The sequence below is a fragment of the Acetobacterium sp. MES1 genome (assembly GCF_002237635.1).
Classification (GTDB): Bacteria; Bacillota; Clostridia; order Eubacteriales; family Eubacteriaceae; genus Acetobacterium; species Acetobacterium wieringae.
On the sequence record NZ_MJUY01000060.1, the window covers coordinates 1 to 14286 of the forward strand.

18 protein-coding genes are annotated in these 14286 nt (G+C 43.8%); all 18 read left to right on the plus strand.

Going from position 1 to position 14286, the window contains the following annotated elements; all coding sequences use genetic code 11:
* The first annotated feature begins 129 nt into the window (after positions 1-129).
* The 18 genes from BI182_RS16105 (at position 130) to galU (ending at position 14257) form a co-directional block, all read left to right on the plus strand.
* Entirely contained in the window at positions 130-561 is a 432-nt protein-coding gene (locus BI182_RS16105; protein WP_286809351.1) for an arsenic metallochaperone ArsD family protein, read from the plus strand.
* A 254-nt stretch (positions 562-815) separates the two neighbouring features.
* Complete coding sequence (locus tag BI182_RS16110; RefSeq protein ID WP_286809353.1) at positions 816-2249, plus strand: nicotinate phosphoribosyltransferase; 1434 nt, start codon at positions 816-818, stop codon at positions 2247-2249.
* Between the two features lie 42 nt (positions 2250-2291).
* Positions 2292-3338 carry an L-threonylcarbamoyladenylate synthase gene (locus BI182_RS16115; RefSeq protein ID WP_286809355.1) on the plus strand — a complete coding sequence of 349 codons (1047 nt, stop codon included), beginning with the start codon at positions 2292-2294 and terminating at the stop codon, positions 3336-3338.
* 18 nt (positions 3339-3356) lie between these two features.
* The gene (rpiB, locus tag BI182_RS16120; RefSeq protein WP_286809357.1) at positions 3357-3806 is read left to right on the plus strand and encodes a ribose 5-phosphate isomerase B; all 450 of its coding nucleotides are present in this window, start codon (positions 3357-3359) and stop codon (positions 3804-3806) included.
* Positions 3807-3985: 179 nt separating this feature from the next.
* Complete coding sequence (locus BI182_RS16125; protein WP_286809359.1) at positions 3986-4327, plus strand: AtpZ/AtpI family protein; 342 nt, start codon at positions 3986-3988, stop codon at positions 4325-4327.
* On the plus strand, positions 4305-4706 hold the full coding sequence (locus tag BI182_RS16130) for an ATP synthase subunit I (protein ID WP_263992895.1): 402 nt from the start codon (positions 4305-4307) through the stop codon (positions 4704-4706). Before BI182_RS16125 ends, BI182_RS16130 begins: the two co-directional genes overlap by 23 nt.
* Before the next feature lie 62 nt (positions 4707-4768).
* Entirely contained in the window at positions 4769-5431 is a 663-nt protein-coding gene (gene atpB, locus BI182_RS16135) for a F0F1 ATP synthase subunit A (protein ID WP_286809361.1), read from the plus strand.
* 24 nt (positions 5432-5455) lie between these two features.
* Entirely contained in the window at positions 5456-5758 is a 303-nt protein-coding gene (gene atpE / locus BI182_RS16140; protein WP_026393411.1) for an ATP synthase F0 subunit C, read from the plus strand.
* Between the two features lie 71 nt (positions 5759-5829).
* On the plus strand, positions 5830-6081 hold the full coding sequence (atpE, locus tag BI182_RS16145) for an ATP synthase F0 subunit C (RefSeq protein ID WP_026393412.1): 252 nt from the start codon (positions 5830-5832) through the stop codon (positions 6079-6081).
* 48 nt (positions 6082-6129) lie between these two features.
* Entirely contained in the window at positions 6130-6381 is a 252-nt protein-coding gene (atpE, locus tag BI182_RS16150) for an ATP synthase F0 subunit C (RefSeq protein ID WP_026393412.1), read from the plus strand.
* Positions 6382-6441: 60 nt separating this feature from the next.
* A complete protein-coding gene (gene atpF / locus BI182_RS16155) occupies positions 6442-6948 on the plus strand; it encodes a F0F1 ATP synthase subunit B (protein ID WP_070371628.1) in 507 nt (168 codons plus the stop codon).
* Positions 6945-7487, plus strand: coding sequence for a F0F1 ATP synthase subunit delta (locus BI182_RS16160; RefSeq protein ID WP_070371627.1), 543 nt, complete (start codon positions 6945-6947; stop codon positions 7485-7487). Before atpF ends, BI182_RS16160 begins: the two co-directional genes overlap by 4 nt.
* A 16-nt stretch (positions 7488-7503) precedes the next feature.
* Positions 7504-9012: a F0F1 ATP synthase subunit alpha gene (atpA, locus tag BI182_RS16165; RefSeq protein ID WP_070371626.1), complete on the plus strand. Its 1509-nt coding sequence runs from the start codon at positions 7504-7506 to the stop codon at positions 9010-9012.
* A 23-nt stretch (positions 9013-9035) separates the two neighbouring features.
* Positions 9036-9926, plus strand: coding sequence for an ATP synthase F1 subunit gamma (atpG, locus tag BI182_RS16170; RefSeq protein WP_070371625.1), 891 nt, complete (start codon positions 9036-9038; stop codon positions 9924-9926).
* 87 nt (positions 9927-10013) lie between these two features.
* On the plus strand, positions 10014-11414 hold the full coding sequence (gene atpD, locus BI182_RS16175) for a F0F1 ATP synthase subunit beta (RefSeq protein ID WP_070371624.1): 1401 nt from the start codon (positions 10014-10016) through the stop codon (positions 11412-11414).
* Positions 11415-11429: 15 nt separating this feature from the next.
* Positions 11430-11831, plus strand: coding sequence for an ATP synthase F1 subunit epsilon (gene atpC, locus BI182_RS16180; RefSeq protein WP_070371623.1), 402 nt, complete (start codon positions 11430-11432; stop codon positions 11829-11831).
* Between the two features lie 217 nt (positions 11832-12048).
* Entirely contained in the window at positions 12049-13380 is a 1332-nt protein-coding gene (locus tag BI182_RS16185) for a UDP-glucose dehydrogenase family protein (protein ID WP_148636760.1), read from the plus strand.
* Between the two features lies 1 nt (position 13381).
* Positions 13382-14257, plus strand: a complete 876-nt coding sequence (gene galU / locus BI182_RS16190; protein WP_286809365.1) for a UTP--glucose-1-phosphate uridylyltransferase GalU — start codon at positions 13382-13384, stop codon at positions 14255-14257.
* Positions 14258-14286 lie beyond the last annotated feature (29 nt).

A 14286-nucleotide genomic window follows, 5' to 3' on the forward strand; every position in this document is an offset into this window, starting at 1 on the left:
TACTCCTCCTCACGTGATTTGTAGTTTACTGTTATCCCTATGGCTATAGAATAAAAACAATAACGCTCGAACGCAAGATGTTTCAGGACGTTTTGTGCCTTGAGTGAAACGAAAGGAATGGTTATAAATATGAAAAAAGTAGAATTTTACGAACCAGCTGGCTGTGCCAGCGGCATTTGTGACCCGATGATCGAGGCCGATCTGCTTCGCATTGAGCATATGGTAAAGGATTTAAGAGAACGGGGCGTTGCGGTAACCCGTTATAATGTGATGGATGATATGCCAGCTTTTATGGAAAGCTTTATTGTCAAAGAAGCCATTGCGACCAAGGGGATTGAGTGTTTGCCGTTGACCATTGTTGATGGAAAAATCGAAATGATGGGAAAATACCCCACTGATTTTGCTCTGGCAAAATGGGCGGGATTGCCCTGGAGCGATCTTGAAATTTATGCGGAACGGGAAAAGCGGGGAAAAACTGTGTTTTTGGGCTTTGGTGAGGAAATGAAAGGGAACGACTGCGACGATAGCGATTGTAGCGGCGATTGTGATAGTTGTGGCTGATTAGTAAAATAATTCGTAAAAAAAAATGAAATGCGAGAGCATTTCTTTTTTTTGACAAAAATTACCACAAGAATTTATTATCGCAATTGTATATTTATTAACAAGGAGAATATTAGCAAAGGATTTCAGCGAAAACGGGGAAAAATCGGGCAAAAATCGGGATTCGCCTGCAAATATTTATATTGAAAAAGTTTGTATTTTACCCTAATAAAGTGGTAGAATAATATGCAATGTGAAAAGAAGGAGAATTTAGTATGCAATTTGACCGAAAGCTTCAGCTTGCAACGGACTTATACCAATTTACCATGGGAAATGTATACGTTCAGGATGGCAAGGAAAAAGAAGAAGCAGTCTTTGACGTTTTTATCAGAAACAACCCATTTGCCGGGGGTTACACTGTTGTAGCCGGATTAGAGCAGGTGATTGAATACATCAAGGGCATCCGGTTTACCAGTGAAGATACGGCATTACTGAAAAAGAATCATCCTGAATTTTCACCCGCTTTTTTAGCTTATCTGGAGAACTTTAAATTCGAAGGGGAAATTTTTGCCATTCCGGAAGGGAGCATCATTTTTCCGATGGAGCCGATTATTCGGGTCAAAGCGCCGCTAATCCAAGCTCAGATAGTGGAAACGACGATTCTGAGCATTGTTAATCATCAGACCCTGATTGCCACCAAGGCTGCCCGGATTATTGAAGAAGCCCGGGGAGATGTGGTGATGGAGTTTGGGTTACGCCGAGCCCACGGAACCGAAGCCGGTTTTTATGGTGCCCGGGCGGCCGTTATTGGTGGCTGCGCCGGAACCAGTGTGGTGGAAACCGAAGCGATGCTTAATCGACCGGCGATGGGAACCATGAGCCACAGCTTTATTCTGAGCTATGATACTGAGCTGGAAGCCTTCGAAAAATACGTTAAGTACAATCCCGATAATGCCACCCTCTTGGTGGATACCTACAACACTCTGGAAAAAGGCGTGCCTAACGCCATCAAGGTTTTTAAAAAAGCTTTGGCCGAAGGGGCGATTACTGGTCGCTATGGGATTCGGATCGATTCTGGTGATTTGGCCTATTTCAGTATCGAAGCTCGAAAAATGCTCGACGAAGCCGGACTTCACGATGCCGGGATTGTGGCTTCATCAGATCTGGACGAACACCTTATTAAAGATTTAAAAAGTCAGGGGGCAAAAATCAATTCATGGGGTGTTGGCACCAAGTTGATTACCGCCTATGATTGTCCAGCTTTGGGTGGTGTGTATAAACTGTCGGTGATTTCCAGCAAAGCAAAACTGAAGGTTTCCAATGATCCGGAAAAGATCACCAATCCCGGATACAAGAAAATATTTCGCATCTATGGGAAGAGTAATGGGATGGCCCTGGCGGATCTGATTACCCTGGAAGATGAAACCATCAATGAAGATGAACCACTGACTATTTTTCATCCGGTGCATACCTGGAAAAAACGAATCATCAATGATTATTATATTCGGGAATTGCTGGTACCGGTTTTTATCAATGGAAATTGTGTTTATCAGTCACCGACGATTGCAGAGATTCAACAGCACTTGAAAGATGAAAAAAATAGTTTATGGCCAGCGTTTAAGCGGATGATCAATCCCCATGTGTATCATGTCGATTTATCTGAAAAGCTTTGGGCACTGAAACAAAAGCTGTTAAGTGAGGCTGAATAAAATTTAAGTTGTGATGATGACTTAAGAAAAATGGATACAATCATGAAAACAAAAATAATAAATATAGAAGTGCTTGATGAGTCGGCTTTAGCGGACTTGGAAGCGGTTGCCAGTCTAATCCGATCTGGGGGCACGGTGGTATTTCCCACTGAAACAGTTTATGGCCTGGGTGCCGATGCACTAAATCCTCAGGCGATTAAAAAGATTTTTGCGGCTAAGGGCAGACCGGATGACAATCCGCTGATTGTTCATGTCGCCAGTCTGGATGATGTGAAGCCATTGGTTGCCAATATTCCAGAGCAGGCAAAAAAACTGATGCAAGTATTCTGGCCAGGTCCGTTGACCATTATTATGGAGAAAGCGGCATCAATTCCCACTGAAGTAACGGGGGGACTGAATACGGTGGGGGTTCGCTTGCCGGATCATCCCATTGCTCAGGCCTTTATTAAAATGGCAGGTTGCCCGATTGCGGCACCCAGTGCCAATCGTTCAGGCCGTCCCAGCCCAACCCAGGGAAAGCATGTCCTGGAAGATTTGGATGGGCGGGTTGATGGTATTATTCTATCTTCCGATACGGATCTGGGTTTGGAATCCACGGTGATTGATGTGACGGTGGAGCCGCCAGTGGTGCTGCGGCCAGGGGATATTACCCTGGCAGAACTACGGGAGATTTTGGGTGAGGTGGCGGTTTCTGCCAATGTAACCGAAAATGTGGTGCCGGAAAAGGTTTCATCCCCAGGGATGAAATACACCCACTATTCACCCAAGGGCGAACTGGTGGTGGTTAAGGGAAGTCCGGAAGAAATCCGGGACAAAATTAACCGGGCACTATCGCATCATAAAGGAAAGACAATGACGATTGGGGTGCTGGCCAGCGATGAAACCATGGGCTTTTATCGGGAAGGCCTGATTATTTCTCTGGGCAGCCGAAATGATCCCAAAGAGATGGCCAAAAACCTGTTTTCACGACTTCGGACCTTTGATGAATTGGGGGTTGAAAAAATATTTGCCGAGGATATTCCCTTGAATAATGAAACGTTGGCATTAATTAATCGTCTGTATAAGGCGGCCGGTTATGCCTTTATATAAATAGGAAGGAAAATAAGAATGAAACTTGCAATTGGATCAGACCATGGTGGACTGGCATTAAAAGAGGTTGTTAAAACATTTTTAATCGAACAGGGACACGAGGTGGTTGACTACGGAACAAAAACAGCTGATTCTTGTGACTACCCCATTTACGGGGAACGGGTTGGCGAAGCGGTAAGCTTTGGGGATTGTGACCGGGGCATCGCAATTTGCGGAACGGGTCTGGGAATTTCCATGGCGGTTAACAAGGTGCCGGGTATCCGGGGAGCTTTGTGCACCAATGAGTTTATGGCCGAAATGTCACGAGAACACAATGATGCCAACGTCCTGGTATTGGGTGCCCGAGTTTTGGGAGAGGGTCTGGCATTGCGGATTGTCAAAGTCTGGCTGGAAACGGAGTTTGGTGGAGACCGTCATCAACGACGGATCGATGGAATTACAGCCATCGAAAAAAAATATTCAAAATAACAAAAAAATAGAATTGCTGTATATACAAGTCTATAAAATTGTGATACTATATGTAAAAGATTTCACGGAAAAGGATAAATATTAGTCTTTTCCTTTGGTTTGTAGATTAATTAACAAATTGGATGGCAAAAAATAACAGGAATACAACGAAATATTACTGTAAAGGTTTGGAGTGTTGAATGAAGCGGGAAAAAGAGAAACCGTATAAATACCTGGCGATGATCTCACAGATTGGGATATCCGTACTTGTCCCGGTTGGCATTATGATTTTTATCGGCAAGGTTCTGGATTTCTATTTTCATACGGGCAACATGGTGGTGATTATTTTAGCGGTGCTGGGAGTCATGGCTGGTTTGCGAAACATGTATGTAATTCCTCTGCGGTTGAGTGAAAAGGCTCAGAAATTAACAGAAGAAAATGAGACGGATGAAGAACGGGCCGCCAGAAAAAAGCGGGCACAAGACTATCGGGATCAGATAAAGAAGGAAGATGAAAACGATGAAAACGATACAGAGTTTTAACAAGTTATCTTTAGAAACACGAATAATGATTGAAGGTGGATTGGTCAGTCTCGGTTTGATGCTGTTTAGTTTTCTCACCAAAGATCCGCTGGCTTTTGCCTTGGGTGTGCTCTTTGGCGGCGCTTACAGTATTCTTAATTTTCGACTCATGCAATTAACCTTTAACAAAGCGATGAAAATGCCATCGGCGAGGGCTCAAAAGTATGTTCAGACCAGATATTTTTTGAGATACCTGATAACCGGTGTTGTTATATATGTGGCAATTATTAATCCCTGGGTGAACATCATTGGTGTTTTACTTGGGTTGGTTGCCGTAAAAATTTCAGTTTTAATCAATACAACAGTATCAAAAAAAAACGTCTTGATCAATGAGGCGTAAAAATCCAAAAACACAATAGGCGTTTTTAATTTAAAACGTCTGGACAATGAGGTGAAAAAACAATGGAAGGCCCAAAAATTTACGGGTATATCTACGGATTCCCAATCACACAAACACTTGTGAACACCTGGATAGTCATGGTGATGATTCTGGTTGTGTGTGCTATTTTGACAAAAAATATGCAAAAGCGTCCAGGAAAAGCCCAAGTCATTGCTGAAACCATTGTCACGGTTATGGATAGTTTAGTCGGCCAAACGATGGGAAAAGATAAGATGAAGTTTGCTCCTTGGATGCTTGCTCTAATTATGTTTCTCGCGTTTTCGAACACGTCTGGAATCTATGGTCTGAGATCTCCGACAGCCGATTTAAACTGTACAGTTGGCCTGGCTTTGATGACATTCTTTATGACCCAGTTCTTTGGTTTAAAATCAAAGGGATTGGGAGGCTACCTCAAGGGTTTCCTTGAGCCGATGCCGTTCTTGCTGCCAATTAATATCATTGGCGAATTTGCCAACCCGGTTTCTCTGTCTTTCCGTCTTTTCGGAAACATGCTTGGTGGCGGGATTATCATGGCACTGCTGTATTCAGCGTTAGCAGGACTGTACTTCTTCCCGATCGTACTTCCTGTACCATTCCATTTCTATTTTGATATCTTCTCAGGATTATTGCAAAGCTTTATCTTTACAATGCTATCCATGGTGTTTATTTCTGGGGCTATGGATTAATGGGAGAGAAAGGGAGGAAACGGTATGATTGGTGATGCGAATATTGTAGATTTTTTATTGCAGTTTCTCGGTCAGTTTGATGGTATTGATGTAATCAAAGCATTTTCAGCCATTGGCGCAGGGACTGCCATGATTGCTGGGGTAGGACCTGGTATTGGCCAGGGATTTGCCGCCGGTAAAGGTGCAGAAGCAGTGGGAATTCGGCCCGATTCCCAAAGTGATATTATTCGAACAATGCTATTGGGGGCAGCAGTTGCTGAAACCACCGGTATTTATGGGCTCATCGTCGCATTGATTCTACTCTTTGCGAATCCCTTCATGGGGTAGTTGTCGTACTGATTTATTCATTACGAATCCCTTTTAGAAGGGAAGGAAATTTTTAGGAGGAACGTTTAATTATGGAAGGTTTAGATTTTATTAAAGCGTGTTCAGCCATTGGTGCCGGTATTGCGATGATCGCTGGGGTAGGACCTGGTATTGGTCAGGGTTTTGCCGCTGGTAAAGGTGCTGAAGCGGTTGGTCGTCAGCCAGAAGCACAAAGTGACATCGTTAGAACCATGCTTCTTGGTGCAGCGGTTGCTGAAACCACTGGTATTTACGGGTTGATTGTTGCATTGATCTTATTATTTGCAAACCCATTTCTTGGTTAATTAAAAATAATTTTAAATTTCGGTTGAAATTAGGAGGAAGAAACACAAATGGAAGGTTTAGATTTTATTAAAGCATGCTCAGCTATTGGTGCCGGTATTGCGATGATCGCTGGGGTAGGACCTGGTATTGGTCAGGGTTTTGCCGCTGGTAAAGGTGCTGAAGCGGTTGGTCGTCAGCCGGAAGCGCAAAGTGACATCGTTAGAACCATGCTTTTAGGTGCAGCGGTTGCTGAAACCACTGGTATCTACGGTTTGATTGTTGCACTGATTTTACTTTTTGCCAATCCTTTTCTTGGTTAATAGGTGATTCTGTAATGAAATACGTTAATGCTTATGAATTAGAAAGGGGGCTATAACATTATGGTTGAATACGCAGGCTTAGTTGGAATTGACTTAAAACTCTTGGCGGCAACGATCGTTAACTTTATCATTTTCTTTTTGCTATTAAAAAAATTCTTTTACGAAAAAGTTAAAGATATTATTGCAAAAAGACAAGAGGATGTTTCGGCTGAAATCGTCGGTGCTACCGAAAAGAATGCCGCAGCAGCGAAATTAAAGCAGGAATACGAAACATTATTGGCGGATATCCGTTCCAAAGAACGTGAAATTATTCGTGATGCAAATGTGGAAGCACAGGCTCAAAAACACGATATTATCGAAAAAGCTCATGCTGATGCAAAACTGATCATGGAAAAAGCCATGGCTGAAATTGAAGTTGAAAAACGTAAAGCGATGAATGAGGTTAAATCAAACATCGTGGATCTGTCACTCTTTGCAGCTGAAAAGATTATCCACAAATCCATGGATCAGAAACAGCATGAAAAGATGATTCTTGACTTTATCGATAAGGTAGGGGAAGCTAAATGAGTTTAGTAGCGAAAAGATATGCCCAGGCCTTATTCGACACTGCCGTCGATAAAAACATTGTTGATGGAATGTATGATGAGTTTTCTTCGGTCATTGATCTTTTCAAGTCTGAAGCCGGATTAATGAATCTGATGTTAACCCCTTCAATGAATACTTCTGAAAAGAAAGGTGTTCTTGGCCGGGTTTTTGGAGACTCATATAATCAGTACTTGAGAAATTTTTTAAACATTCTTTTGGATAAAAATCGTTTCGAATTTCTGTTAGAAATCCACGATACATTCAAACAGTTGGTGTTACCCTATAAAAACACAGTGGAAGCCCGGGTTCTAACCGTGGTGCCCTTGGACGAAGCCCTGCGGGTCGCCTTGGAAGCGAACCTGGCCAAACGTTTTGATAAAAAGGTGATTCTTGAAAATGTCATCGATGATTCAATTCTTGGTGGTGCAGTGGTTTATGTTGGGGATCAGGTAATTGATGGGAGCATCAAAAATCAGTTAAGTCAAATGAAAACACAAATGAACAGTCTAAGACTACATTAAAAAGAGGTGAGTAAAGTTGAATCTCCGACCAGAGGAAATAAGTCAAATTATTAAAAATGAAATAGAGCGTTATCAAGATAAGCTTGAAGTCGTCGATGTCGGTACGGTCATTCAAGTTGGAGACGGGGTTGCCCGTGTTCATGGTCTTGAAAATGCTATGGCAGGTGAGCTTTTAGCTTTCCCGAACGAGGTTTACGGGATGGTATTAAATCTTGAAGAAGATAACGTCGGTTGTGTTCTTTTAGGTTATGATGATAACATCGTTGAAGGTGACATTGTTCGTTGTACCGGTCGTATTGTGGAAGTGCCAGTTGGTGACGCCATGATTGGCCGTGTTGTTAATGCTTTGGGTTTCCCCATTGATGGAAAAGGCCCAATTGCCACTGACCACCATCGTCCCGTTGAGGTTAAAGCACCGGGGGTAATCGAACGTGAATCAGTAAATCAACCGATCCAAACCGGATATAAAGCGATTGACTCGATGATTCCCATCGGCCGTGGTCAACGTGAGTTAATCATTGGTGACAGACAAACCGGTAAAACCGCACTGGCGATTGATACCATCATCAACCAGAAAGGTGAAGATGTTATCTGTATCTATGTTGCCATCGGCCAGAAAGAATCAACCGTTGCCCAGATCGTGGGACAATTGGAAGAAAACAACGCCATGGATTATACCATCGTTGTTTCAGCCAGTGCTTCACAATTGGCACCACTGCAATACCTGGCACCATACGCTGGGGTTACCATGGCGGAATATTTCATGAATGAAGAACAAAAAGATGTTCTGATCATTTATGATGATTTATCAAAACATGCGGTTGCTTACCGAGCCATGTCCCTGATTCTCCGTCGTCCACCAGGACGTGAAGCCTATCCAGGGGATGTATTTTACCTCCATTCACGGCTTCTTGAACGAGCTGCCAAGCTTAAAGCGGGCGGATCGATCACTGCTCTGCCAATTATTGAAACCCAGGCAGGTGACGTTTCGGCCTATATCCCAACCAATGTAATTTCGATTACAGATGGTCAGATCTTCCTGGAAGCTGAACTTTTCCGTTCCGGTATTCGTCCAGCCGTTAACCCGGGGATTTCGGTATCGCGAGTTGGGGGGTCTGCTCAGATTAAATCCATGAAAAAGGTTGCCGGACCACTGCGAATTGAGTACGCTCAATATCGTGAGTTGGCATCATTTGCCCAATTTGGATCAGATCTGGACGAAGCGACCAAGGCTCAGCTGGCAAAAGGGGAACGAATCGTTGAGATCCTGAAACAGGATCAATATGATCCAATGAATGTTGAGGATCAGGTTCTGATTCTTTATGCAGCAACCAATGGTTTCCTTTTAGATATTGAAGTTAAAAATATTCGTGAGTTTGAAAAAGGTCTGATTGCATACGCCCAGAAGAATTATGCACAAATCATGGCTAAAGCAAAAGGTAAGGATGGCCTTTCGGATGAGGTTGTTGCAGGTTTTGCTGAATGTATTGAGGCTTATAAAAAAGTTTTCAGTAAATCTGTATAGATTGTCAGCGGAGGTGATTCTGAGTGGCAGAAAATGTACAAGATATTAAACGTCGGATAAAAAGTGTAAACAGTACAAAGCAAATCACCCATGCCATGGAACTGGTGGCTTCGGCTAAACTGCGAAAAAGCCGTGAGCTGGCCGAAGGTCGTCGCCCTTATTTTGAGGCCATGATTGAAAGTATGGGACGCATTGTTGAAAAAAGTGGAAGCACCCGAAATGTTTTCATGAACCAGCGTGACGTTAAAAAAGTTGCCTATATTGTCCTGACTGGTGATAAGGGTCTGGCTGGTGGCTACAATGCCAATGTTTGCAAACTGGTTGAGGATCACATAACAAACAAAGAAGATGCTTATATTTATGCCGTTGGATCTCGTGGTCGGGATCATTTCAGAAACCGCGACTACACGATTCAGGGTGAATATCTCGGAATTTCCGAACGACCAAACTTTTTTAATGCCCGGGAAGTGGCGGCAGTAGTGATGGAAGGATTTAAAAAAGGCGAATATGACGAAGTTTATGTTGTCTACACCAAATTTATCTCTACCATTTCACAACATGCCAGCCTCATGAAATTACTTCCTCTCAGCGTGGAAGATCTCAAACCGGCAAAAAAAGTGGAAGCGGTCGAAAATGAAGGAAAAAGCAAAGATCTTACCGTCATGCTCTATGAGCCCGATCCGGAAGAGCTGCTAAATCAGCTGATTCCGAACTTTGTCAGTAGCACCGTCTATGGCGCAATGATCGAAAGTGCCGCCAGTGAACAAGGTGCCCGTCGAACCGCCATGGAATCGGCAACAACCAACGCCAATGAGATGATCGATGGTTTGACACTGAAATACAACCGTGTCCGTCAGGCAGCAATTACTCAGGAAATTTCTGAAATTGTTGGTGGGGCGGAAGCATTGAAATAATAACAATTTGCATAGGGCAGGATCACAATTCCTGCCAGACAGAAAATTATTAAGTGCAAATTAATTTGCACAAGGAGGTTATAGGGAATGGCCCAAAATATAGGGAAGGTTGTTCAGGTTATTGGACCAGTTGTCGATATCAAGTTTCAAAAAGATCAACTGCCAAAATTGAACAACGCAGTAAATATTGAACTCAATGGACACACCCTGGTTGTTGAGGTAGCTCAACAACTTGGAGATGACATTGTCAGATGTATTGCAATGGACTCTACAGATGGTCTGGTCAGAAATCAGGAAGCTGTAGATACTGGAGCATCAATTGCCGTGCCAGTAGGGAAAGCAACCCTTGGCAGAATGTTTAACGTTTTGGGTGAACCAATCGATGGAAAACCCTTTGATACGACTGGCGTGACGATGCACCCAATCCATCGTCATCCACCCAGCTTTGAAGAGCAACAAACCCAACCAGAAATGTTTGAAACCGGCATCAAGGTTGTTGACCTGATCTGTCCTTACGTTCGAGGTGGTAAAATTGGTCTGTTCGGTGGTGCTGGTGTTGGTAAAACCGTACTGATCCAGGAACTAATTAACAATATTGCAACCCAGCATGGTGGTTTATCCGTTTTTGCCGGTGTTGGTGAACGTACCCGTGAAGGAAATGACCTTTACTACGAAATGATGGAATCTGGGGTTATTGATAAAACATCCCTCTGCTTTGGTCAGATGAATGAGCCACCAGGAGCCAGAATGCGTATTGCCTTAACTGGTCTGACCATGGCAGAATATTTCCGTGATCAGGAAGGTCAGGACGTACTGCTGTTCATCGATAATATCTTTAGATTTACCCAGGCGGGTTCAGAAGTATCGGCGCTTTTAGGTCGGATGCCAAGTGCGGTTGGTTACCAGCCAACTCTGGCAACTGAAATGGGTGCCTTACAGGAACGAATTACCTCTACCAGCAAGGGCTCAATTACATCGGTTCAGGCTGTTTACGTACCTGCCGATGACTTAACTGACCCGGCACCAGCGACTACCTTTGCCCATCTGGATGCCACCACGGTACTTAACCGGGCCATCACCGAAAAAGGTATTTACCCAGCAGTAGATCCATTGGATTCCACTTCTCGTATTCTTGATCCCAAAATTGTTGGACAGGATCACTACGACACGGCTCGTGAAGTACAGGAAATTTTACAACGTTATAAAGAACTGCAGGATATTATCGCAATCTTGGGGATGGATGAATTATCAGACGCTGATAAAATTACCGTATCCCGAGCGCGAAAAATTGAGCGTTTCCTTTCTCAACCATTTAACGTTGCGGAACAGTTTACCGGTACTCCAGGGGTTTATGTAACCATTGGCGAAACAATCAAGGGCTTCAAAGAAATCCTTGAAGGAAAACATGATGATTTACCAGAAAGTGCCTTCCTGATGGTTGGGACGATCGAAGACGCAGTTGCAAAAGCAAAAAAAATCAAAGGTTAGTTGAGGTGAGTTTTAATGGCTGAAACGTTCAGATTAAAAATCATTGCTCCAACCGGTATCTTTTTTGACGATGATATCGAGCGTATTGTCATCCGGGGAACAGAAGGGGAGTTTGCCGTGCTTGCAGAGCATACACCGCTGACAACCTCAGTAGCCATTGGTACCTTTAATATTATTTTTGGCGATAAAAAAAGTAAAAGCGGCACCCTTTTAGGGGGCGTTGCCACCATTAATCCCAGAGAAACCATTATTTTAACCGATGCAGCTGAATGGCCGGAAGAAATTGATCTTAAACGGGCTCAGGAAGCAAAAGAGCGGGCACTACAACGTCTTAAGGACGACAAGTATGATGCGGCTCGGGCTCAGGCAGCTTTGGAAAGAGCAATTGCTCGTATCAATTCAAAAGAAGGTTTATAATTAAACAATTTATAATAAAAAGACCATCGGGATTCGATCAGGGATCCCGGCGGTCTTTTTTTATTGGGGCAAGTATTTTAATGCGCTTTTTTTTGTGCTATAATTCAAGTTGAAAGTTAAGACCATTGGGTGTCAATCGAGGAATGGTTAAAGTGAGAATGAACAAGGCTGCAATGGAGAGAAAACTTAAGCGATCATGGCAAACGGAGGATAAAGAATGAATATTTGTATTATTGGTTTGGGTATTTTAGGAATAACCTACGGCTCGATTCTGTCCGACTCGGACGTCAATGTCATCTGTGTTGATACCGATGAGGAAACAATCGATATGTTATCCGAAGGCGAATTGCCAATTTATGAACCGGGCTTAAAAGCATTGGTGTCAACCTCAGTATCAACTGGCCGCTTGTACTTCAGTTCGAATATTCAAAGCGCTATCAAAAAAAGTGAGATTATTTTTATTACCTGTGAAGTGCCAACCAATGATCATGATTTTCCAGATCTGCGCTTTATGAAGCCGATTGCCCAGAGCATTGGCAACCATATGGAAACCCCGATAACGGTGGTGATTAAATCCACCGTTCCCCCGGGTACCTGTCAGATCATAAAACAGACCATTCAAAAAACGCTGGATGAACGGGAAGCAGATATTGCCTTTGATGTGATCAGCAATCCTGATTTTGCCCGGAAAGGTTCGATGATCAAGGATTGTCTGGTACCGGATATGGTGGTGATCGGATCGGATTCAAAAGCAGCAGTGGAACGGTTAAAAAGTGTTTATGACAGTCTTCACGTCCGGGAAGAGAATTATGTGATTACGGATCCCCAGAGCGCAGAAATGATCAAATATGGGGTCAACGCCTTTCTGGCCACCAAACTCTCGTTTATTAACGAGATGGCTTTGCTGTGTGAAAATGCCAATGCCAATATTCTCGATGTTTCCAATGGCATGGGTCGGGATGAGCGAATTGGTAAAGGCTTTCTGGAAGCCGGTCCGGGCTATGGTGGCAGCGATCTGCCTAAGGACTCCAAGGCCCTGGTGGAAATCGCTAAAGCCTATGGCGAAGATTTTATGGTGCTTAAAGGTGCCATTAAAGCCAATGAAAAACAGAAAAACAAGATGGTGGAAAAAATTAAGCGGACAATGGGCAATCTGGACGGAAAAACCATTGGCATTTTAGGTTTGTCCTACAAACCGGAAACGACTGACATGCGGGAAGCGCCCTCGATTAATATTGTTAAGGGTTTAGTTGCCGCTGGGGCCAGGATCCAGATTTATTGTCCGGAAGGAAATCAGGAAGCCAAATGGCGGTTACATAACGAAAAAGATGAGATTAGCTATTGTCACAATGTTTATGAAGCGGCTCAAGATGCCGATGCCCTGGTGCTGATTACCAGTTGGCGGGAGTTTAAAGGGATGGATCAGGAGCGGGTTCGCACGGTGATGAAAGATCGCTTTTTCTTTGACTTCAGAAATTTGTTTGGCGATGAACCGCCTAGAGGCTTTATATATTCAGGCTTGGGGATTCCAGAAAGGGAGATAAATTAGCATGAAAAAAGTACGCAAAGCGGTGATTCCAGCAGCAGGATTGGGTACCCGGTTTTTACCAATTACCAAGTCAGTGCCAAAAGAAATGCTGCCAATTGTGGATAAACCAACGATTCAGTATATCATTGAAGAGATTGTGGCATCAGGAATTGAGGAGATACTGATAATCAACGGCCGCAATAAAGACAGCATCATCAACCACTTCGATAAGGTGCCAGAGCTGGAAGCGCTGTTAAAAGCCGGTGGCAAAACTGCGGCGCTGGAGCAGGTGGAAGCCATTACCAACATGGCAAAAATCTTTTCAGTGCGACAGAAAGAAGCCAAAGGTCTGGGGCATGCAGTCCTTTGTGCTAAAGAATTTGTGGGCGATGAACCCTTTGCGGTGGTTTTGGGGGATGATATTGTCTATAACGATGAAAACCCAGCCCTGATGCAAATGGTCGATGTTTACAATGCCTATGGAGCCTCAGTTATCGGGGTACAGCAGGTGGCGCCGGATCAGGTCGACAAGTATGGAATCGTATCCGGTGAGGCGGTCAGTGACCGGGTCTTTCAGGTTAACGATCTGGTTGAGAAACCGGCCATCGGCACGGCACCATCAACCCTGGCAATCCTGGGACGGTATATTATCACCCCGGGGATCTTTGAGGTGCTGGAGCACACTGGTAAGGGGGCTGGCGGTGAAATTCAACTCACCGATGGACTAAAAACCCTGGCCACCATGGAAAAAATGTTTGCCTACGACTTTGCTGGCAAACGCTATGATGTGGGTGACAAGCTGGGTTTTCTCCAGGCCACGGTGGAATATGGTTTAAGAGACGGTAAACTGGGTAAAGATTTTAAAAGGTATTTAGAAACCCTGTTAAACGACAAATAAACAGCCGATTCCGACTGGCATGAAAACGG